Origin of the sequence: Bacillus sp. FSL R10-2201 (assembly GCF_038008665.1) — a bacterium.
Lineage (GTDB): Bacteria > Bacillota > Bacilli > Bacillales > Bacillaceae_G > Bacillus_A > Bacillus_A mycoides.
Genome location: NZ_JBBOZP010000001.1, coordinates 1271239 through 1293909, shown reverse-complemented (window position 1 = coordinate 1293909; position 22671 = coordinate 1271239). Strand labels below are relative to the sequence as shown.

The 22671-nt window shown below is 33.7% G+C and carries 21 protein-coding genes, 1 tRNA gene and 1 pseudogene; 4 read left to right on the top strand and 19 right to left on the bottom strand.

The annotated features are described in order from the left end of the window. Position 1: 1 nt before the first annotated feature. The 6 genes from potD to inhA1 all read right to left on the bottom strand — a co-directional run bounded on the left by potD (position 2) and on the right by inhA1 (position 7888). Positions 2-1051 carry a spermidine/putrescine ABC transporter substrate-binding protein PotD gene (gene potD, locus NSQ69_RS06680; RefSeq protein WP_002011485.1) on the bottom strand — a complete coding sequence of 350 codons (1050 nt, stop codon included), beginning with the start codon at positions 1049-1051 and terminating at the stop codon, positions 2-4. A gap of 38 nt (positions 1052-1089) precedes the next feature. Next, on the bottom strand, positions 1090-1890 hold the full coding sequence (gene potC, locus NSQ69_RS06675; protein ID WP_002011483.1) for a spermidine/putrescine ABC transporter permease PotC: 801 nt from the start codon (positions 1888-1890) through the stop codon (positions 1090-1092). 6 nt (positions 1891-1896) lie between these two features. Continuing rightward, a complete protein-coding gene (gene potB / locus NSQ69_RS06670) occupies positions 1897-2745 on the bottom strand; it encodes a spermidine/putrescine ABC transporter permease PotB (RefSeq protein WP_002126118.1) in 849 nt (282 codons plus the stop codon). After that, positions 2742-3725 (bottom strand): spermidine/putrescine ABC transporter ATP-binding protein PotA, encoded by a 984-nt coding sequence (gene potA, locus NSQ69_RS06665; RefSeq protein ID WP_002030425.1) that lies wholly within the window; start codon positions 3723-3725, stop codon positions 2742-2744. Before potA ends, potB begins: the two co-directional genes overlap by 4 nt. Positions 3726-3962: 237 nt before the next feature. Next, on the bottom strand, positions 3963-5330 hold the full coding sequence (locus NSQ69_RS06660; RefSeq protein ID WP_002126112.1) for an aldehyde dehydrogenase: 1368 nt from the start codon (positions 5328-5330) through the stop codon (positions 3963-3965). A gap of 170 nt (positions 5331-5500) precedes the next feature. Beyond that, positions 5501-7888 carry a M6 family metalloprotease immune inhibitor InhA1 gene (gene inhA1 / locus NSQ69_RS06655; RefSeq protein ID WP_002126109.1) on the bottom strand — a complete coding sequence of 796 codons (2388 nt, stop codon included), beginning with the start codon at positions 7886-7888 and terminating at the stop codon, positions 5501-5503. A gap of 342 nt (positions 7889-8230) precedes the next feature. Here inhA1 and NSQ69_RS06650 point away from each other — a divergent pair, with 342 nt between their 5' ends. Continuing rightward, the gene (locus NSQ69_RS06650) at positions 8231-8365 is read left to right on the top strand and encodes an anti-repressor SinI family protein (RefSeq protein WP_002011474.1); all 135 of its coding nucleotides are present in this window, start codon (positions 8231-8233) and stop codon (positions 8363-8365) included. Between the two features lie 79 nt (positions 8366-8444). After that, entirely contained in the window at positions 8445-8768 is a 324-nt protein-coding gene (locus tag NSQ69_RS06645) for a helix-turn-helix domain-containing protein (protein WP_002030429.1), read from the top strand. A gap of 82 nt (positions 8769-8850) precedes the next feature. Here NSQ69_RS06645 and calY read toward each other — a convergent pair whose 3' ends face one another. The 6 genes from calY to NSQ69_RS06615 form a co-directional block, all read right to left on the bottom strand. Next, positions 8851-9444, bottom strand: coding sequence for a biofilm matrix protein CalY (calY, locus tag NSQ69_RS06640; protein WP_002126106.1), 594 nt, complete (start codon positions 9442-9444; stop codon positions 8851-8853). A gap of 443 nt (positions 9445-9887) precedes the next feature. Next, on the bottom strand, positions 9888-10721 hold the full coding sequence (locus tag NSQ69_RS06635; protein ID WP_002168858.1) for a DUF4047 domain-containing protein: 834 nt from the start codon (positions 10719-10721) through the stop codon (positions 9888-9890). Positions 10722-10882: 161 nt separating this feature from the next. After that, a complete protein-coding gene (locus tag NSQ69_RS06630; RefSeq protein WP_000172837.1) occupies positions 10883-11470 on the bottom strand; it encodes a CalY family protein in 588 nt (195 codons plus the stop codon). Positions 11471-11536: 66 nt separating this feature from the next. Further along, positions 11537-12106, bottom strand: a complete 570-nt coding sequence (gene sipW / locus NSQ69_RS06625; RefSeq protein WP_002064334.1) for a signal peptidase I SipW — start codon at positions 12104-12106, stop codon at positions 11537-11539. 196 nt (positions 12107-12302) lie between these two features. Further along, complete coding sequence (locus NSQ69_RS06620) at positions 12303-13589, bottom strand: D-alanyl-D-alanine carboxypeptidase family protein (RefSeq protein WP_002126097.1); 1287 nt, start codon at positions 13587-13589, stop codon at positions 12303-12305. A 154-nt stretch (positions 13590-13743) separates the two neighbouring features. Beyond that, positions 13744-13971 carry a hypothetical protein gene (locus NSQ69_RS06615; protein WP_000251865.1) on the bottom strand — a complete coding sequence of 76 codons (228 nt, stop codon included), beginning with the start codon at positions 13969-13971 and terminating at the stop codon, positions 13744-13746. A gap of 272 nt (positions 13972-14243) precedes the next feature. On the opposite strand from NSQ69_RS06615, the pseudogene NSQ69_RS06610 reads away from it, so the two are divergent. Both NSQ69_RS06610 and NSQ69_RS06605 read left to right on the top strand, forming a co-directional pair. After that, positions 14244-14468, top strand: a pseudogene (locus tag NSQ69_RS06610) (hypothetical protein). Between the two features lie 191 nt (positions 14469-14659). Further along, positions 14660-14732 (top strand) — tRNA-Val (locus NSQ69_RS06605). Positions 14733-15374: 642 nt separating this feature from the next. Here the strand turns inward: NSQ69_RS06605 and NSQ69_RS06600 are convergent. Genes NSQ69_RS06600 through NSQ69_RS06570 form a run of 7 tightly spaced genes read right to left on the bottom strand, consistent with a single transcriptional unit; the run spans position 15375 to position 22379 of the window. Beyond that, positions 15375-16616 (bottom strand): ABC transporter permease, encoded by a 1242-nt coding sequence (locus NSQ69_RS06600; RefSeq protein ID WP_098870523.1) that lies wholly within the window; start codon positions 16614-16616, stop codon positions 15375-15377. Then, a complete protein-coding gene (locus tag NSQ69_RS06595; RefSeq protein ID WP_078202978.1) occupies positions 16609-17508 on the bottom strand; it encodes an ABC transporter ATP-binding protein in 900 nt (299 codons plus the stop codon). The genes NSQ69_RS06600 and NSQ69_RS06595 overlap by 8 nt, the downstream gene beginning before the upstream one ends. Before the next feature lie 32 nt (positions 17509-17540). Further along, positions 17541-18257, bottom strand: a complete 717-nt coding sequence (locus tag NSQ69_RS06590) for an SDR family oxidoreductase (protein WP_341099079.1) — start codon at positions 18255-18257, stop codon at positions 17541-17543. Continuing rightward, the gene (locus tag NSQ69_RS06585; RefSeq protein ID WP_341099076.1) at positions 18254-19183 is read right to left on the bottom strand and encodes a peptidase M50; all 930 of its coding nucleotides are present in this window, start codon (positions 19181-19183) and stop codon (positions 18254-18256) included. The genes NSQ69_RS06590 and NSQ69_RS06585 overlap by 4 nt, the downstream gene beginning before the upstream one ends. Continuing rightward, on the bottom strand, positions 19180-20355 hold the full coding sequence (locus tag NSQ69_RS06580) for an aminotransferase class III-fold pyridoxal phosphate-dependent enzyme (protein WP_341099074.1): 1176 nt from the start codon (positions 20353-20355) through the stop codon (positions 19180-19182). Before NSQ69_RS06580 ends, NSQ69_RS06585 begins: the two co-directional genes overlap by 4 nt. 49 nt (positions 20356-20404) lie before the next feature. Next, on the bottom strand, positions 20405-21154 hold the full coding sequence (locus NSQ69_RS06575) for a hypothetical protein (protein WP_341099072.1): 750 nt from the start codon (positions 21152-21154) through the stop codon (positions 20405-20407). Further along, entirely contained in the window at positions 21147-22379 is a 1233-nt protein-coding gene (locus tag NSQ69_RS06570) for a hypothetical protein (RefSeq protein WP_341099070.1), read from the bottom strand. The genes NSQ69_RS06575 and NSQ69_RS06570 overlap by 8 nt, the downstream gene beginning before the upstream one ends. Between the last annotated feature and the right edge of the window lie 292 nt (positions 22380-22671).

The window sequence follows — 22671 nt, the reverse complement described above, 5'->3', positions numbered from 1 at the left end:
CTTATTTACCTTTTGTTTTCAGCTCTGTCCAGTAGCGATCGTAGTCTTTTAACTTATCGTCTACATCAACAAGCCACTCTGTACGATCTAATTCTTCTTTTGTTAAGAAGATCATGTGATTATCACGATATTCTTTACTATGAAGAGGATGAGCTTTTTCATTTGGATTACTGTAACCAATTGACTCGTAGTTTTTCACACTTACTTTTTCATCTAATAAGTAGTTCATAAACTTCTCTGCAAGTTCTTTATTTTTCGCACCTTTTGGAATTGCTAACGTATCAGCCCAAATTGTGCCACCTTCTTTTGGTACAACGTATCCTACATCTTTATTGTCTTTCGCAATGAATGCTGCGTCTCCAGACCAAACTGTCCCGATCCAAGCATCTTCTGTAATGAATTTTTGTTTAATATTATCTGTATCGAATGCTAATAAGTTTGGAAGTAGCTTCTGCAAATCAGCAGACGCTGTCTTTAACTGTGCATCCTCTTTCGTGCTATTAGAGAAACCGTTTTTCTTAAGTCCCATTCCTAATACTTCACGAGAATCGTTTAATAAAGTAACATGTCCTTTATATTTCTCGTTCCATAAATCATTCCAGCTTGTAGGTGTTTCTTTCACATACTTTTTATTGTATGCAATTCCTGTTACACCCCAAGTATATACTAGAGAATACTTATTCTCTGGATCAAACGCAGGTGTTTTAAAGTTAGACACAAGGTTCTCGATGTTCGGGATATTCTTCTTATCTAAAGGCGCTAATAAGTCCATCTTCGCCATCGTTTTCACCATGTAATCAGATGGCTGAATTAAATCATATGTCGCGCCACCAGCTTGTAATTTCGCAAGCATTTCTTCATTACTTGCATATTTATCGTAGTTAATTTTCACGTTATATTTCTTTTCAAAATCTTTTAAAACTTGCTCATCAAAATTGTCCGCCCAGCTATAAATGTTTAATTCTTCTTTTTTCTCACCACAACCAGCAAGTACACCTGCAGCAAGACTGAAGCTAATTGCTATACCAGCTAATCTCTTCACTAATTTCATCGGTTTATTACCTCCTCGTTCTTTCTATATCATTCGTATTATAAAGGAAGGTGTCCTCCAGAGTTCTCTTCACCGTCTGCACCTTTATTACGGAAAATTTCTGATAGCACCATTAATCCTACAATTACAACAATTAATATTGTAGAAAGAGCATTAATTTCAGGCGATACTCCACGCTTAACCATACTATAAATGTATAATGGCAATGTTGTTGATCCTGGTCCTGATACGAAGAAACTAATTACAAAATCATCAATCGATAATGTGAATGTTAATAATGCGGCTGAAATAACTCCTGGTGCAATTGCTGGAAACGTTACATAACGAAACGTTTGCCACGGCGTTGCTCCTAAATCGTTTGCAGCCTCTTCTAAATCACGTCCCATACCAGAAAGACGTGCCGCTAAAATAACAACAACAAATGAAATACTGAATGTAATGTGTGCAATAATAATTGTTGTTTTTCCAAGTTCCATACCTAATTGACTAAATAGGATAAGTAAAGATAATCCCATTAAAATATCAGGAATTAAAATTGGTAAATATACAAGACCGTTAATGGCCCCTTCAAAACGATATTTGTAACGGTGTAATGCAATAGCAAAAATCACACCAAGAACTGTCGTCACAATTGTCGTTATAACAGCAATCGTCATACTATTTACAAACGCATCAATAACATCTTGTTTTTGAAATAAATCTGTATACCAATGGAGTGTAAAGCCCTCCCATTCCGCATTAATGCGAGAATCGTTGAAGGAATATACCATTAAAACCATCATTGGAAAATACAAAAACAATAAGATTAACCAAGAATAAGAAACTAAAAACTTCTTCATTTTTGCCTATTCCCCTCCGTTTCCATCATATTTATATACTTTCGTTGCACGATAATATAAGTAAATTAACAGAACAGAGAATAGAACAACAATCATAGATAACGCGGAACCAAATGGCCAGTCACGTGAACCTAAGAATTGGTTTTGAATTACGTTTCCGATTAATGCTACTTTCGATCCACCCATAACGTCTGATACAACAAACATTCCGATAGAAGAAACGAATACTAAAATAGAACCAGTTGTAATCCCTGACATCGTCATCGGTACTGTTACATTCCAAAATGCCTTTACTGGTGTTGCTCCTAAATCATAAGCCGCCTCTAGCTTACGCTTATCAAGCTGCTCAATTGCTGCATACACTGGTAAAATCATAAATGGTAATAAAGAATATACCATTCCGAGTATTACAGAAGGCGTATTATATAGCAGATTTAAAGGTTCACTAATAATACCTAGTTTCAATAGCAATGTGTTTACAAGACCTTGTGAACGTAAAATAACAATCCATGCGTATGAACGAACAAGAAAGTTAATCCAGAACGGAATCGTTGCCAATAATAGAAGGATAGAACGATATTTACGATCAACAATTGTAATTGTATAGGCGAATGGATAACCGATTAATAAACATAGTACTGTCGTAATAACAGCTATCTTCACTGTTTCCCATAACGTCCCCATATATAATGGATCAAACACACGTGCTATGTTATCTAATGTAAATTTCATTTCCACTGTCCCGTATGCTCCGCGCTGCATGAAGGCAAATGCTAATACGAACAGAAGTGGAATTAGGAAGAAGAGTAACAGCCATACGACTGTAGGTAATGCGAGTAATTTCCCTTTCTTCAATTTAAGGTCACCTCGTCCTCTTGCTCCCAGCCTACATATACATTATCTCCAATGCTCCACTGCGTTGCTTCTTCAGCAGTTTGGTATGCCATTAGTAATTCCGCTGTTTTCTCCTCACGTACATATAGCTTTTCCATATTTCCAACAAATTCAATATCTTCAATATGTCCAAGATGGTATTCTTTTAAAATTGGCTCTTCAACCGAGCGAACTTTTACATTTTCAGGGCGAACTGCTACGTAGTTTTCCCCATTTTTCACGATATTATTTTCACCGATAAACGTCGCAACAAACAATGTTTTCGGCTTATTGTAAATTTCCTTAGGCGTGCCGACTTGTTCGATATGCCCTTTATTCATAACGACAATACGATCACTCATACTCATCGCTTCTTCTTGATCGTGCGTTACATATATGAACGTAATTCCTAAATTACGTTGTAAGTTTTTCAATTCACGTTGCAAATCTTTTCTTAACTTAAAGTCAAGCGCTCCAAGTGGCTCATCTAATAGTAATACACGTGGGTTGTTTACAATTGCTCTTGCAATTGCTACACGCTGCTGCTGTCCACCAGAAAGCTTCGAAGGTTTACGATTACGGAACTCAAGTAACTGCGTTAAACGCATTGCCTCTTCCGCACGTTCTTTCTGTTCTGCTGCTGATACTTTTTGCATTTTCATACCGAAACAAATATTTTTTTCAACATTCATATGTGGGAATAGTGCGTAATGTTGGAACACTAAATTCATATGACGCTTGTATGGCGGCAAATCGTTAATCTTTTCATCATCTAATAAAAGATTCCCTTTAGTTGGGGTTTCAAATCCTGCGATCATACGAAGTAAAGTCGTTTTCCCGCAACCACTCGGTCCTAAAATTGTTAAAAATTCTCCTTCTTTAATATCTAAAGAAAGAGGGGGGATAATCACTTGATTTCCAAAATGTTTTTCTACTGCTTCAACTTTAATAATCTTTTTCATTTTCCCGTCCTATCTACCTTAAATTTTAATTTTTATATTCATGAATAAATATTTATGTTCTATAGACTATTTTTTTGTTTCGATCCAAACAAAAATGGTTGTTTAGCAGCGTTCTCTTCTATTCTTTATGTAGTATGTTTGATTCATTTTCGCATGATACATATGTCGAACAGAAAAACCCCTTCAGTTGCGAAGGGGTTTTTATCATACGGCTACGCCTACTGATAAACACCATCATCATTTTAACAACTTTCGTATGAATTTTAAAGCACTTTTTGTAGAAGAGTAACGAATTTTCATGTCGAATGCTGTAGATTGGGACAAAATGCTTTTATAATGGGAAAAAGTCCGAAAACTTTGTTCACCATGATAGCTGCCTAATCCACTACTTCCAACGCCCCCAAAAGGTAAATATGGCGTTGCAAGATGATATACGACATCATTTATACATCCTCCGCCATATGAAATATTACTCGTCACTTTCTCTTGCACTTTTCTATCTTCAGAAAATACATATAGTGCTAACGGCTTTGGATGGTGCTGAATCGTTTCAATTACCTCTTCTATTTTGTCATATTCTATAATTGGTAAAATCGGCCCAAAAATTTCATCTTCCATAACAGCACTTTGCCATGTAACATTCGTTAACACTGTCGGTTCGATGTGTAATGTTTCTTTCGTATAATTCCCGCCAATCACAGGTTTACCATCTTGCAAAAATGTACATAAACGTTCAAAATGACGCTCACTCACAATTCGCACATAATTGTCATTTTGCAAAGCATCTTTTCCATATTGCTCTGCGATTTCATGTCTTAATGCCTCGATTAACTGCTCTTTCACTGAAGAATGAACGTACATATAATCAGGCGCTACACACGTCTGCCCAGCATTCAAAAACTTGCCCCAAACGATACGTCTTGCGGTTACATCTAGCTTTGCATCTTTATGTACAATACATGGGCTTTTCCCGCCAAGCTCTAACGTAAGAGGCGTTAATTTTTTCGCCGCTGCTTCCATCACAACTTTTCCGATACCAACACTACCTGTAAAGAAAATATAGTCAAACGGTTCCTTTAAAAGTGCAGTGCTTTCCTCAGCACCGCCTTCTACTACCGATACAAGCTCTTCTGGGAATAATTCACCTAACATTCTCGTAAGCACTTTTGAAACGTTTGGCGTTAACTCTGACGGCTTTAAAACGACTGTATTGCCAGCTGCCAATGCTCCTACGAGTGGTGCAATCGCTAATTGAAACGGATAGTTCCACGGTGCGATAATAAGCGTCACACCATACGGTTCTGGCACCACTTTCCCCTTCGATCCAAAATGAGTAAGAGCTGTGCGAACACGCTTTGGTTTACTCCAAGATGAAATATGCTTCATTTGAAAAGAAATCTCTTTTAGTACATATCCAATTTCTGTTGTAAATGATTCGTGAACTGATTTATTCAAATCTAATTTCAACGCTTGAAAAATCTCATCCTCAAAACGCTGAATTCCTTCATAAAGCTTCTTCAAATTATTCTTTCTCGTCTCTAGACTCCTCGTATGTCCTTTATAAAAATATTCCTTTTGTTTATTTACAATAGAGGAAATACTCATGCACTCACCTTCTCCCACTATTTTTATCCAATTCTTTCATTATTTATATAGACTTCATATGTAACAAATTTCTATTCTTAAAGTTACATTATATATAACTTTTCCCTTTATATAAAATTCATTGCTCACAAAAAACTACCGAAAGAAAATCTCCCGGTAGTTTTACTGTATTAACGGTATAAACGAACAGCACCTGCAGAATTATCATCAGCTTGTCCTACTACTTCAAACTTCAGACCAAGCTTCGGTAAAATACGTCCTGCATCTGGAATCTGCTCATTAATATACTTTTTAGAGTCATCGAACTTCGGTACCCCTGGTAATCCATCGTATACGAATGTTCCACGCGTTGGAGATACAACTTTCCAAGCTGGCGTTTTGTCGAATGAGAACGCCGCATCAGCAATTTGGAATCGTGTACTGCTTGTAAATGTTGGTTTGCCATTTAAAGTTCCTGCAATTGCTTCTGGATGAGAGTCAACTACACCAAGGAAACCATGTCCTGGATGTACGCCAACCCAGTTATCTGTGTAAGCTGAATCCGCATACCATACAACCATACCAGTGTTATATACTGGACCGCGAGCAAATTTCAATGCGTTATCTGAACCCGCATAGTTTCTCCACTCTACATAGTAGTTATGCTTTTTCTTATCCATTCCGTTAGATGCAACGAAACCGTCCAATTTGAATTGTGGTGTACCTTCTGCATCATCAGAGAATGCAACATTTCCATCTACAGTTAGTGACGCATTATCAAGTGTAAATCCATTTAACGCCAATCCACCGTCTGTAATATATTCAAATACTAGTTTCACTTTCTTACCTTTGAATTGACTTAAATCATATGATTTATCAACCCATTTTCCATTTGTCGTAGCTGCATTTCCACTATTTGCTTTCTCACCAATTCTTTCAATCAACGTTTTTTGTCCATCTTCTGTTACAGCGTGTACTTCAAGGAAATCGTACTCTGCTTCGATTTCATACAATGACTTATAATCGAATTTTGCAGTCGTTGCTTTCGTTAAATCGAATAGTGGCGTTTCCATCGTTGTATGAAGGTCATCACCTTTTGTGCTGTAGTAATACTGTTTACCAAATGCAGGCTGAATTCCTTTTACATCTTTATCTGGTAAGTTAACACGAATCAGACCTGGACGATCTGACTTCGTAACACTTTGGTCTAAGTATGTTGCCAGACCGATACCTTTATTTAATTTCTCGTAATCTACTTCTACGATATTCGCCCAGTTACCACCGATTGTTTTTTGGAAAAACTCTTTATTTTGTGGTGATAAACTCGTTGGCGTTGTTCCTGCGATTTTACCAGCCCAGCTTCCGCCACTCATAATAGACCAAGCTTCAACCGGTTCACCATCACCGCTATACTGTGTATCATACTCATCTGGAAGACCTAAATCATGGCCATATTCATGTGCGAATACACCAACCGCGCCATCTTCTGGTTCAATTGTGTAGTCGAATGCTGCCATATTTCCGCCCCAATATGGAACTTTCGCTTGTGTACCTTCAATTGCGAATGGTTTTGGTCCAACTGTCCAGCGATGTGACCAAATTGCATCATCACCTAATTTACCACCGCCAGCTTCTTGTCCAACACCCGCATGAATAATCATTAAGTGATCGATTAAACCGTCCGGTTGATTTTGATTCCCATCACCATTTACATCATATTGATCGAACTGATCAAACTGTGATAAATCAAGTCCGCTATCTACAGCCGCTTTTAATGCATCTTTTACTAGATCACGTGGTCCTTTTGGTCCTTTATTATCATGACCTGTACCAGCATCTGCACCGTAATCAGCAGCTTTACCTGGAACTGTTAACCATTTTGTGACTGTTCCGTCCACTGTGTAACTACCACCTGATTGCTCTTCGTAATATTGTTTAAACGTTTCGATTTTGCTTCCATCCTCTAACGCGAATGGCTCATTACCGAATAACATTTTTTCATAATGTTCTTTGTTAAAATCGTTAGAATACATGTAGCCAGGCTCTTTATCAATATTGTTATGCTTGAAATCAGCGTACTCTACAAGTAAAACAAGTACTTTATCTTTACGAACTTCACCGTTATACTCTTTTTGCTTAGCAGGTGAAGTTGGTACTTTCCCATTTAAGCCTCCTCTAACTGGACCTGTTCCTGCTGTAGTCCCGTTTGCTGGCTGCTCTGATTTTTCTTTCGTATCTGCCTTTGCATCTTTCACTTTCTTTAAAAAGTCAGATGCATCTTTCGTAAGTTGGTCCCCACTTGCCGCTTCTTTCCCAGGATTTTCACCCTTCTTTTTCTCTACATACTTTTCGACAGCTTTCTTTGTTTCTGTCCCTGAAGCAGATGAATCAATTACCCCACGTTTTTTTAGCGCATTTGCTAATCTCTCTTCTGGGATTAAGTGATCATCAACTGGGCTTGTAGCTGTCTTGTTCTCCGGCGTTTCAGCATATACAGACTGGCTTCCAGCACCAAACGACAAGCCTAGAACAGCTGTCAAAGCAATTGATGATAACACTTTAAATGGTTTCTTTTTCATCCCTTATTGCCTCCCCTAATATAAAATATGTATTACACACTCTATATTATTAAAAATTCAATATATTTTCAATATTTAGTTATATTATGTAATTTTTTTAATATATTTGTAAAAATTTCATAGTTAGTATACGAATATATCACAATTCAACAATGTTTTCAGAAAATATTGAAAATATTTGTCAGAAACTTTATAATCGCCATAGAGGGAATTTAATGGGGATTTTATCTTTGTTTCATCTACAAAATATTTGATAATTCACTATATAAAATACAAAATCCGATTGCATTATCATATATTCTGTAGCAGCAATTATGACCACTAATTAGGGAGGAATTACATTTGTACAAAGATAAGGCTGACTCACTAGATCAAGAATGGATTGATTTAATACTTGAAGCTCTAGATGCTGGCATTGCCCTGCAAGATATTGAACACTTTTTTCAACGTATGAAGCATACGAGCCAGGCTCAATAGCCTCGTTCTTTTTAACGAAGTTTATGTTATAATAATCACATCATAAGACGACTACATATTGATAGAAAGGTGCGCAAATATGATAGGAGAACGTATAAAACGCCTTCGTTTACAAAAAGGCATTTCATTAACAGAACTCGCCGAAAAAGCTGGTGTCGCTAAATCTTACATTAGTTCTATAGAACGAAATTTACAAAAAAACCCTTCTATTCAGTTTCTTGAAAAAATTGCAGCTGTTCTACAAATTCCAGTTGATACTTTACTTCACGATGAAACAACAACGGAGGGTCACCTAGACTCCGAATGGACACAGCTCGTTAAAGATGCGATGAGCTCTGGTGTCTCAAAAGAACAGTTTCGTGAATTTCTCGAATTTACACAATGGAAGAAAAATCAACAATAATACATATAAAAGAGTGCTTAAAACGGGCACTTCTTTTTTTCTTTATAAAAAAAAGCGGGGAATCCCCCGCTTTTTTTATTTATTATTTTTCTTCTCCATCTGTTTGGTTAGCATTGAATGTCCATTCTAAGTTCAATGAATCGCCTTGGAATTTGTTTTGATCTTGACCATTCTCTTCGAATACAAATTGTACCCATAGATAGTCCTCTGTACCAGCTTCTAAGCCACCTTTTTCTCCCCACTCAGGAGCAAAGATGTCTTTAGCTAAAAGATCTGGATCAGCATTTTGTAAATCAGCTAAAGTTGTTTCATATACAGGCTCGCTTTGTTTATCCCAGTTCCAAAGGAATTTCACTTTAATATGCTTACCGAAGTCTTCACCAGCATTATCGCCCTTTGCATCTGCAACAGTGTACTTTGTAGCTAATTTAACATCTTTAATTGCTAACGTACCGTCGTTCTTTAATAAGAACTCTTTCTTAACAGAATCCCCTGGTTTTAAATCTTTAATATCTACAAGCGTTTTAGGGTTTAATGTAAGATCTAACGTCCCAGCTGCAAATGTATTGTTTGATACTTCTTTATCGCTAAAGTAAGCGAATGTTCCTCCACCAATTAAAGATAACCCCAATGCTGCTGATGCAACTCCCATACCTAATTTCTTTTTCAGACTCACAATCAATTCCCCCTAGCTGTTTTTTGTATTTTTATCTCTTATTTCAAAATAAGAGGTGTAACTAAAACTATATTAGCTTAGCTAATATTTGTTCTTTTTTTAAAACCTTAAGTTCATTATAACGAACAAGACTATATAAATACAATATATATTTTGATTATTTTTATTTCTCAACATTTTTTCCTTTTTTTCAGAAAAGTATTGAGAAATAAAGTGAAACTTTAATCAGAGTTTTTCTATCCATCCCCACTGATCATTAACCTTCACCTAGCGGTGGGCTGCCAACTAACTTCCTCGCATTCGTTAAATTTTTAGGTGAAGACCTTATACCCACGAATAGTGAAATAAGAAAAACAAAGCAAATAGGTGAGTCGTAGGGCTCTCTCACCTATTTGTCTTATCATTGTATTTATTCCTTCCGAAATGCTGCTGTATTTTACTTACTATTCCTTCTTTTCTTCTTGCTTCTTACTCTCTTCTAGTTTTTTCGCCTCTTCCTGCTTCTTACTCTCTTCTAGTTTTTTCGCCTCTTCTTGTTTCTTACTCTCTTCTAGCTTTTTCGCCTCTTCTTGTTTCTTGCTCTCTTCTAGCTTTTTCGCTTCTTCTTGCTTCTTACTCTCTTCTAACTTTTTCGCCTCTTCTTGTTTCTTGCTCTCTTCTAGCTTTTTCGCTTCTTCTTGCTTCTTACTCTCTTCTAATTTCTTTTGCTTCTCAGCCTCACTCACTTGCTTTGCTGTTTCATCTACTAATAATTTTTCAAAAGCTTGAATTTGTTTATCAATCACCTGTAAATTAACCTCTTTATCAACATACTCACAGTGCTCTTTAACTATATGAAAACCAGCATTCACATACGAGAATACTTGCTTATTAGATTCACTTTTATTTCCCTTTAACTCTTCTTTCACTTTGTTATAAGGATTTTCTATTGATGCATATACCTTTTGTAACAGTTCCCTCTCAGTAACAATTTTCTCACGTCCTTGCTTCCACGTAACAAGCGCCTGTTCTAATTCTTGAGTGGAAGTGAAAGTTACTTTCGATTTCATCTCTTCATACTCATGCAAAATTACTTCCTTATGTTGCTTAGCTTGTTCTGTCAACTGATCAACTGTTTTTGGAAAAATACTTGCTGTAGAAATAGTAGCCTGCACTTTCGTCTCATGAATGAAAGCTGCCTCTGTATAAGTCATCATTTGAGAACCTAAATAAAAAGTAATAGAGCACAAACATGGCAATATAAGCATCTTTTTGAATTTGCGAGGTGCCTTCAGCATTTTAATCTCTCCTATCGAACAACTTGTTCTTTATCAAGAACTATACCTTTATTATAATAAAGTGAATTACAAAATGATATAAAAATTATGTTTCTTTTTACATTTCTCTTTTAACACAAAAAGAGACTACCACTTTTGATAGTCTCTTTTTGTTGTCATTATTATTTCGTTTCACCATCGCCTTGCTGTGCATCAAACGTCCAAGTTAATTGTAACTTATCGCCTTGGAATTCATTTTGGTCTTTTTTATTATCAACGAATTCAAATTTCACTTTGAATTTATCAGATTTACCTGCAGAAATACCTTTTTCATCCCAGAACCAAGCAGCTAAATCATTATTTACTGCTGTAAGTGTATCACCCTTCAATTTATCTAATGTAGTTTCTTTCACAATCGTCTCATGCTTATCTACATTTTTTAAGAATGTTACTTTAATATGTTTACCAAAATCATCTTTATTATCTTTCTTCGTATCTTCTACATTATAGTCTGTTTTTAATAGAACCTTTTTAATATCTAAAGAGCCTTTATTTTCTAGTTTAAATTCTTTTTCAATTGTATCACCAGGTTTTAAATTCGATACATTAACAACTGTTGATGGATTTAATGATAAATCAAGCGTACCAGCCGCAAATGTATTATTTGACACTTCTTTATCGCTAAAGAATGCAAATGTTCCTCCACCAACTAATGCTGCTCCTAATACTGCTGATGCGATACCCATTCCTAATTTTTTCTTTAAAGTCATGTCCATATCCCCTTAATATATATATATATTTGTTAACTTCCTAAACGGAAAGTATAACCAAACGAACTAGACGGATTGTTCTACTTTTTTATCTTTCTTTTCTCCGTCAATGCTACGAATAGCGCCAAAAATAGAAATTGCGGAATAGCCAAGTAAAAAGACTCCAGGAATAATGAGAAGTAATGCTGCTCCCGCTTTTGAACTCGCATAATTCAGTCCATAACCAACGTATGGAACTGTAATATCTGCATACTTTCCAATTACATTCTCTGCAAGTACTGGTGCTAAATCTGGTCCGTTGTTGTTATCCCCTTTTGTTTCATACATTACTTTTCCATTTGTATCTTTCACACCGATAATACGGTGAGTGATAATTTTGTCATCTTTCTCTTTAAACGTAATAACATCACCTTTTTTATATTTAGAACCATCTTTCGTTGGCTCTATCGCAATGATTGATCCTGTTAAAAATGTTGGTTCCATCGATCCTGAAAGAACGCTCTTAAACTGATATCCCATCACTGTTGGATCCCCGCCACTCGCTTTTGAAGAAATAACTACAAAAGCTAAACAAACCATTACCGCAAATAAAACAAATGAGATAACGTTGCTAATCACCTTCCAAATTAATTTCATCGTCTCTCTCCCTCTCCGTTGTTTTATGTTATTTGAAGTATACAATATTCATTTAGTTCTCTAACAAGAACACAAGTAAATAATATAACGAACGATTTGGAAATGCAATAAGAAAATTTACAATTATTAGTTAAATCATTTTTGAAATGCATACAAAAAAGACCGTAACAAAATCTCATCACGGTCTACTAGCAATTTATTTTTCTTCTGATTTCATCCCTTGGTTATTTCGGCGCAGCACTACATATAAAATCGCTCCAAATAATAAAATCGCACCTATTCCAACACTTATCACTTTCACATTCGATTCCTTTACTTCAGGTGCAACTGTATCTTTTTTAGGCATCGCAAAAGTAACATCTTCTTTTGAAAGAACATTTATAGTCGCAATCGTTTGATTATTCTTTATAATATCTACCGCACCAACTACTTCACCGCGATGAATTCCTTTTTGATACAAAGATTCTTTATCCACTGAATTAACCCGAAAAGCCGTTTTTATATTTTTCCCTTCATCTTTCTTTAGCATAAGCTCTGCACTTTTTTCCAGCTCAGAATCAACATCTTTATTTAAATACTTTGCCTTTTGGTGCCAACTATGTTTATCTAGTACAGTTTGCTTCGTAAATTGCCCAAAAGAATATTCCGCCATCTGCTTCAAATCTTCATAAATTTCAGGTCTTTGAGAAGCCATTACTACATTTATAATACGATTACCATCCTTCTCATTTAATAAAACGAGCGTATTGCGTGCTTCATTCGTAAATCCTGTCTTACCACCCATACTATATGGATTTTCAAAATAAGTAGACTTATTAAAAATAGAAACTGTTTGCGTAGATGTCGTAACCGTCGTTCTTTTCGTATTCATCGCTTGTAAAATTTCAGGATACTTTTGCACACCTCTCGTAATCATGGCCATATCATATGGCGTCGTATAATGATTTGGATCATGCAATCCATTTGGCGTTACAAAATGACTATCTTTAGCCCCTAATTGCTTCGCCCTTTCATTCATCATATTGGCGAAGTTTTCAACACTTCCTCCAATACGCTCCGCAATCGCATACGACACATCATTCGCACTCAGCACCATTAAAATCATAAGTGCAGTATTTCTATTAATAGTCTCACCAGGGTGAAACTCAATTTGATAATTACTCTTCTCTTGATCTAATGCTAATTGTGAAAACGTAAATTGATCCTCTGGCTTCGTATGCTCCATCAGTAAAATCGCCGTTAACACTTTCGTCATACTAGCAGGGAACGCACGATGATGTGCATTTTTGTCGTACAACATATCTCCTGTTTTCGCATCAATCGTAGTCGCAAACTGACTAAAAACATTCGGCCCTTCCGCAGGTGGAGGTGCCACTTGCTCCGGATTTACTCCAATATTCGTCTCAGCATATAACGTCATAGGTGTCAAAAAAAATAAACAAATAACCATAACAAAAACCGAAATTTTCTTAAAATTTACCATATGACTCTCCCTTTTCCCTTTACTTTCACATTCTATAAAATACCTCTACCAACCTATATGTAATTTGTATTAATTTGGAAGAATATTCACTTTTTTTACTATATCACACTTTTACGATTAGGAACATAAATATACAACAAAAAATAAGAAGGAATTACTCTTTCTTATCCTTCTCATCAATCAATGAGTCTATTAAATTTTGACTAGCTTCCTCAGGTGTAATCTCATCTGTCATCCCCATAAACGACCAACCTTTAGAATCGACCCACTCAACAAACTCTTGTAAAAACTCATCATGTGTAACATCCACATCAAGAATTGAGCCATTAATCGAAATCGTTCTATTTCTAGATACGCGCATCTTGAACGTTTTTCTTACCATTACAATAATTCTCCCTCTACTTCTGAATATTTATAAATATCTTGTACTTCTTTTATACATGATTTCTTGAAAATTGTAAAAAGGATATATTGGCCAATTCGAATACTGGAAATGAAAATCTCTTATTATATAACATTCATTTGGTCATAAATTACGGAATACATCCATATAAAAAAACAAACCAACTTACATTCTATCACACCAAATACACTTGACTTTAGCACAATAGAATGGGATATATTAGAAAACACTTTAAAATGAGGAGGAACTCCATGGCGCGTTGTACGTATTGTAAAACGAAGTGAAAAGTAAAAGATGTATGGTCGCTTCTCATAACATTTGAAAAAGATTATCCGTATTGCTTCGGACGGCAATATCTATCAAAGAAAACATTGAGCGCTATGCCAGAATTTATAAGCTTACCTTTACACTTCTTATTCCCTTTTCTTGTTGATTTAAGTGATAAAAGTCCTTTGGATTGGTATCGGAAATCATAATATAACCGGTTTATTCAAAATCCACTTTCAATTAAATGTTCTTCTTATATATTCCTTAATACACTACTAGCGTGATTCCAAATACTTTACCTTTAAAAGATTACCGCGAAAATATTGTAAAATTTCAGTTAATTATATATAATTGCTTTAGCATAATGATTAAAGATGCTGTTACATAAGCATTTATTGAAGATCCCGTAGCTCAGCAGGGAGAGCGCCACCTTGACAGGGTGGAGGTCGCTGGTTCGAGGCCAGTCGGGATCATATGAGAAACCCCTTGATAGTCACGGGGCTTTCTTTATGTAGCAAATCAATATATTATTTTTATAATAAATTTTTTATATACTGTTCAAGATTTGATCAATAGCTCTCTTTTGGTTAACGATTAATTTTTCATATGAAAATAAACTTATGTTTTTAAATCTCTTATTAGATTTGAGTCCATATTTTAGACAAAAAAGTTCAATCTTAGCTAGCTTTATTTTATTTGATTTACTGCTATTTGTAATATCGTTCACCGTGATATAGTAAAGTGCGATTCCAAACTTGTAATATTCAACATATCTTCAAAAAAACAGTAAATACATCCACTTCTTTCAACTTATATTCATTTCGATTGAAACATTGCGTAAGATTCTGTGAAACTTCCAGTTCATCAATCGCTAATATTATATTTATACCATTTCCCCTACTTCTTTTCCTCAATTTTTGAGAAAGACATAAATTATATCAATCATAGCTCTGCGTTGTTCGCCAGAACTCAATTCTTCACTTTCTTCTGGGGAGCTTTTTAAAGTTTTCTTTAAAAAATATCCTAATACAATAATTTATATATAAAAATTATTGTAACAACAAAGAACTACATAGATTAACTATGTAGTCTTTTTAAATATGAATAAGCCAATCTTATTTTTTCCCTAACTTGATTGCCTTTTTGATATTACTAAATGCACCTTTACCATATAATAATACGCCACCGCGGTAAACACGACTCGTTAAACCAATCATCATACATATTGTTGCTATTAGAATCGCTAATGCAAGCGCAATCTCCCATACTGGGATATTGAGGAATCCAATTCGTACGAGCATAACAATAGGAGTAAAGAAAGGTATATAACTAGTAACGGTAACAACCGTGCTGCTTGGATTTGACATTCCATAAATTGCGATATACAAAGCAGCAAGTAACATAAACATCAGCGGCATAACAGCTTGAGAAGATTCCTCTATACGAGTAATGATAGAGCCAAATAGACAAGATAATGAGCCATATAATAAGAATCCTAATGTGAAGAATAGAATCCCATAAAACACTAGAGTAGGAGCAACAGAATTTAAATCAATACTATTTAAAATATCATTTTTCGAATCATTAATTGCTGTTTTATATCCAACAGTTGCGACCAAGCCCCAAATTATGATTTGCGTAATACCTGCCAATAATGTTGAAAAAAGTTTCGCATATAAATGTTTTGTAGGCGAAATACTTGAAACAACTAACTCCATAACACGAGAAGATTTCTCTGTTGCAACATCTGTTGCTAATTGTGCAGCATACATTAATATCATTACATAATTTAGTATGATAAAGACATTAATTAAAATCCCTACACCCTCAGTATGTTCTCCATCTTTAACCTTATCTGAAACCGTTTTGGTATGAATTTCTACTGGCGTTGTTAACACCTTTAATTCATTTTGCGATAGATTCAATTGCTGGGCGAAATTAGAAGATTGTATTTGAGATAAAACCGTTTGAACCTTGCTAACATCTTGCTGATTTACATCCGTCTCAGTTATATACGTAGCCTTTAATTGTTTATTATCCAATTCCTCTACAACGATTGCATATGTATAATCACCATTTTTAACACCTGATTCTGCTTTTTGTTTATCCGTGCTACGTTTAACTTGTATCTTACTATCGACATTTTTAAACACTTGATGAATGGTTGAATATAATTCTTCTTTTTCTGTAACAACAACAACTTGATCGTCCTCGTTACCTACGAAATAGTTATAAATCTTGTCAAAATTCATCAATCCTATAATGAACATAGAGACTATTATTGTAATAGCAAAATATGATTTTGATTTCACTTTAGATTTATAGTTTTGTAAAAAGATTGTCCAGAAACTACTCATTTTGTGCACCTACTTTCGCAATAAAGATATCATTTAATGTAGGCTCTTCTACTACAAACTTTTTAACATATCCTAATTTTGTTATCTCTTTAAATAAAACATGTGAAACTTCTTCATATGAAATTTTAAGAGTAACTGCATTTTTACGTTTCTTCATACTTTCTACACCTTTTATTTTTTTCAAATGGTCAAAGTCATGATCGCCAACGATTACAACGTTCTTTTTACCAAAATCACTTTTAATTTTGGCAATGTCACCCTGAACAACAGGTACTCCTTTGTGCATAATACAAATGTGTTGGCATAACTCTTCCACATGTTCCATACGATGTGAACTAAAAAGAATTGACGACCCTTGTTTTTGCATATCAAGAACAGCGTCTTTTAACATTTCAACATTTACTGGGTCTAAACCACTAAATGGTTCATCTAAAATTAAGAGTTCAGGCTTATGTATAATCGCTGTTATCAGCTGGATTTTTTGCTGATTCCCTTTAGAAAGTTCTCCTACCTTCTTGTTCAGATGCTCAGTTATATTAAAACGCTCCAGCCAATAGTGAAGTTCTTTTTCTGCATCTTTACTTTTCATGTTCTTTAGTTTTGCAAAAAAGTTAACTTGTTCTTTGACAGTCATTTTCGCATAAAGACCACGTTCTTCTGGTAAATACCCAATCTTATCTGTAACACCATAATTTATAGGTTTACCATTCCATGAAATGGTTCCGCTCGATTTCGATAAAAGTCCAAGTATCATTCGAAATGTAGTCGTTTTACCTGCTCCATTCCCGCCCAAGAATCCAAAAATTTCACCTTTTGGTATCTCGATATTCAAATTATTCACTGCAACATGCTCGTCAAATTTCTTTGTTAAATCTTTAATTAGTAAACTCATTATCCACACCCTTAATTCCCAAGATGATTTATTTATACAATTGTATATCCATAGTCAACCACAATATTTTGCCCTCTAATGGCATCGCTTTTATCAGACATTAAAAATAAAATGACATTTGTTACATCTGAAATTTCAACAAATTTCCTATATGGAATTTTTTTTAATAACTTATTTCCTTCAAAAGACTTCAAATAGCTTTCATTATTATCGTTGATAATATAGGACGGCGACACACAATTCACCTTAATATCTCTCTGTTGATCCTTCAAAAAATCAATACTTAAATTTTTTGTTAAGTGAATCAGCGCTGCCTTTGATGTACCATAAGCAATTCTATCCTCATGTGCCACTATACCATTTTGTGAAGCTACACTTACAATTGAAACGCGGTGTGAAAGTGAGCTATAGATGGACTTGAGTAAAAATACAAAACTCTTAATGTTTATATCAAATGTTTTATCCCACGCTTCATTTGTCACATTATAAAAATTAGATAAAGTATTAACCCCGATTAGGTTGATAATACCATCTATTGTTACATTGTTCTCTTCTAAGTAATCTGATAAAAATCTAATATCTTCTTCCTGGCTAACATCTAAATTGAAATAGACTTTATTGGAATCTTTCATTACTTTTTCTTTATACGTTTTATCGATACAGTATATATTTTTTGTATCATCCATTACCGTTTGTAAGTCTTTACCAATATATCCATCTGCGCCTAGTATCAGTATATTACCACTCAAATTATTCCTCTCCTTACAACATCGAATACCCAATAAACACCACTTAAAATAACTGTGGCTATGAGAATACAATTTACTAGTCCGAGTAGTAACTCAGAAGATTTTATCTTTTGTCGTTTGAATATAAATTGTTTGAAACTATTCATATAATCTTCTGAACCTATCATTTGATTTATAATCCAATAACCATCTAACTTTAAAAATGGCATCATATTAGTAAATATAATTATACAATTAGTAATATATATGTATAATATCACGTCAGAACTTGACAAAAGATACATTATAGCTAATAGACTTCCTAAAATCATTTGTCCCATAACACCTGATAACATGATTTCTATTTTTTTCCTCTTATCGAGCGTCCTCATATAGTTAACATTTGTAAAGAATAATAATAAAAAGAAATATCGAATTATTATTCCAAAACGCATTTTGTCAGATCTAATATATTTCCTGTAAGTATAATAATGCGAAAATTCATGGAACGAAACGATAAATAACTGTGCTACGTATATGTATATCAAATGATATACATTAAAGTTCATTGCACCACTATTGAAGATCGTATAACCCTTTTTCACTACAACAGGAAATGTAATTGCAAAAAATAAAAGTAAACAGACGAATAAGTATTTGAAAATCTTCATGTTTTCGATTTTATATAACGTCTCAAATCCCTTTGTACTTACACTTAATTTTAGCAATTTAAAATTTAATAGATTGTATTTTTTTTTGCCATGTAAAAATCTTTCTAAACCTTCTACTTTTTCGCTAGTTTCAGTATTATAGCTCCTAAGATACTCTAGTGTATTCTGATCCGCTTGTATCATTCTCTCATTCTTAGGGTTATATATATAAACATAGTCGTCTATGTGGTATTCAAGGTTTACATTGCAAACATTTAAGTTATTTACTTCTTTCAAACCAATACCCTCTTTGCAATTATTTTCATAGCTTTTGAAAATGCTTTCGTATCTATTAAAAGGGTAGGAAATAGTGTAATACCATTACCTTCTTCATTATCCATATAATGATAGACTAAAATACCGAGCTCTTTTAATCCGTTAACTATTTCCATAGTTTTAATTGGATCATTCACAGGAATCGAATACATTCCCCCAACACCCGTGTAAGCAATATTTTTCATCTTTAGCGTATTGGTTACTATATTTTCGATTTCTCGAACATTGTTAATAATACTTGTTTCATTTTCTAAAATGTAATCTAATGTAACTTTTGCTGATAGTACCCCTAACAGATTTCCATTTTGAGTAGAGAAATGCTCGATATGCTTACCTTTGAGAGCGTCTTCAATTTCTTTTGAAATTACTACTGCTCCAAATGGGAGAATTCCATTGTTAATTGATTTACTCAAAATTAAAATATCTGGAGTCACCCCTAATTCTTTAAAGAAAAAGCGATTGCCCGTTCTATAAAAACCAGTTGCCACCTCATCAAAAATTAGTAGTATGTTGAATTTTTTTAATGTGTTGTGTAGTTTCTGAATAAATTCTTTATTAAAAATATACACTCCGCCTGAACCAATAATAGGTTCAAATAAAAAAGCAGATATATTTTGATGATTTTCCTCTATAAAATTCAACACATGATCTTCATCATCACGATTTTGAGGAGTTTTTATACTTAAGAATCCATCTAATTTTGGTTGATAATCTTCTGTAATTTTCTCATCTAATCCACTAGCTGATACCCCTGCAAAAAAGGTTCCATGATAACTTTTATCATACGTAATAATTTTTTTATCTTTGGTGTTTAAATGTCTTACAACCTTTGTTGCTAACTCTGTTCCTTCCGAACCGCTATTTGTGAAAAAGACTTTATTATATACAGAGTCTTTTTCATTAATGAAATGTAGCAAGGTATTACTATAATCATTATACAAAGGATGATTATACGCATGGATATCTAAAAAAGTTAATGATTTTTGTAAATACTCATTAAATTGAGATGAAATTCTTTGGTATAGCTCTTCCTTGTATCCCAATGAAACATTCCATAGACCGCTTCTTAAATCTAAATATTTTTTTCCATTTGTATCTAGTAAAAAACTATCTTTAGCTTCTTCGATAATCATATTATAAAAGGGGGATTGCGTAATCTCCCCCATTGGAACAACATAGGTATTATTCTTCACAATTTTCCAACTCCAAGAAATATATATTTTCTCCGCTATATAATATATTTGATTTATAATGTAACTCTTCAGAGACTTTCTCAAAATATTCAATAGTGTGTAGATTTTTCACTGAATATCCCACTTTTTTAACACCATTGCCTTCCATAAATATATTTAAAACATATTTATTTTCTATAATGGCATTACTTACAAAAAACACACTATCATTTGTTTTAAAATTCAAAACTTTATCACAATTATCTTTTATACAAGAAGGTTTAAGGAAATCAAAAATGATGGAGCCATGAATATCCAATAAATCTTTTGTTTTAATTAAAAAGCTTTTAAATTGTTCTTCTGAAAATAAAGAAACAGTCGTGGCTGGTATAATAATTTTTGTAAATTTAATACCTTTAATCGTTTCCAGGTCCTCTATACCAATATTAAAAATCTTATCCCTGTAACTAGTGTCGATATATTTAATCATTTCCAATTGTGGTTCAATCCCGTAAATATTGAAACCTTCTCTAGAAAGAACATTAAATACCCTACCATTACCTGATCCTATTTCTAGTACTACCTCTTCATTATTGATTTTCTCTCTATAGAAATCTAAATCATTTATTTCAAATTTTTCATTTATCGAGCGGTTATAAAAATCAGCAAAGTGGGTATCTGAATAAATATCATCCGAAATTTCCACGTTTCCTCTTTTAACTTTTCGTAAAAAGGGGCCAAATATATACTTACTATGCATGTTCCACCAACCCCTTATATTCATTCATAATTGCATCATATTGATCTTTGAAGCGATCTTTTAGGTAGCTTTGGTTATTTTTAAGATCGGCTTCTAAAATTTCAAGGAACGTTTCATCCGTTTCAAAAACTTTATTAGTGCGGATATTATAAACAAAACAACCTCTATTATTTTGAATTCCAATTAATTTGAATTCAACGATTGAATCTACTACTAGATCCAGTTTGTTCTTCGTATAAGGCGTAGTAAAAGTAGTTGCCCCACCTTTAAATGATGCTGCCAAATTAAACATCATCGGAATGATGTTCTTAATCATCGCCTCTACTTTATCTTGTTCTTCATTATTTTGATATTTTGAAACAATATCAAAATAATTTAGCTTAATGTTTTTTGAAATTATATTTTCTTTCAAGTAATCATTGAAAATCCCATCAGAATATACAAACAATCTATTATTTGTACTAGTCTTTGTCATAGTTGCGTAATCAAAAATCGCTTTTTTACTTTCTTTGTTATCAATAACACCTGAATTTTTAAACTTGCTTATTAATTCTTCTAACTCTTCTACATCTAATGACGTCAAATCTTCTTTTTGAAAACTTGGAACAGAACTATTTAATAATATAATGTTTGGTATGTCTTTCAAGTCATTGCTATTTAGTTCAATTTCTTCACTAGATTGATCTATAAAAACTGAACTGTTTACAGCCATGTTATAATACACATCTGGTTCAATATTCTGAATGACATTACAATTTTCTACATAGAGATGTTTTAGCGTTCTTTTATTAATAACAGCTGGATATACGCCTGAAAATAATGTCATTAAACCATTTCTTAAATATTGCATGTGAGACAACTTAGCCTTTTCTTTCTCTATTTGTAATATATCTTTTAACGGCTGTAACATGTCTATCAATTCAAAATCCCCATGTTTTACTTCTAAGTTATCATCTACTATACAAAAATCTGTTTCTTCTAACTCAGTTTCTAAAAATTGAACTAGTTTATATATTCTTTGCAAGCTACCACCAACGAAAAAAATGTACTTTTGGTATTCTTGAAAGTCTAGATAGTCCACAAAATCAATAAATGTGTTATTTTCAAAATCAAATTTATCAAAGTGTATATCTTTGGCTTCAGCAGAAAATAGCTCCTTTGCGTCACCTTCATTGATATTTTTAAATAAGCCGTTTTCTTCAATTATGCACGAAATTCCAATCATTAGTTCGTCCCCCTGGTTTTCTAGTTGATACCTCTGAAAATTATTATTTTATAAATCATCAATATTTAACTACAGTAATCAAGTAATTACTATTACTTGACCAGCAACAAGAACTGCTCCTGTAGCCCAGTAAATGATGTCAGTTTTTGAATTTAATTCTGCTAATTCAACTTCTTTAAAGTGTAATTTGTTCATGTTTTAACCTCACGTTTTTCATTTTGAAAATTCTATTTTTACGGCTGAGATCATGTAAGTAAAATTACTCCACTAGCAGAAATTAAAGCTCCAGCAG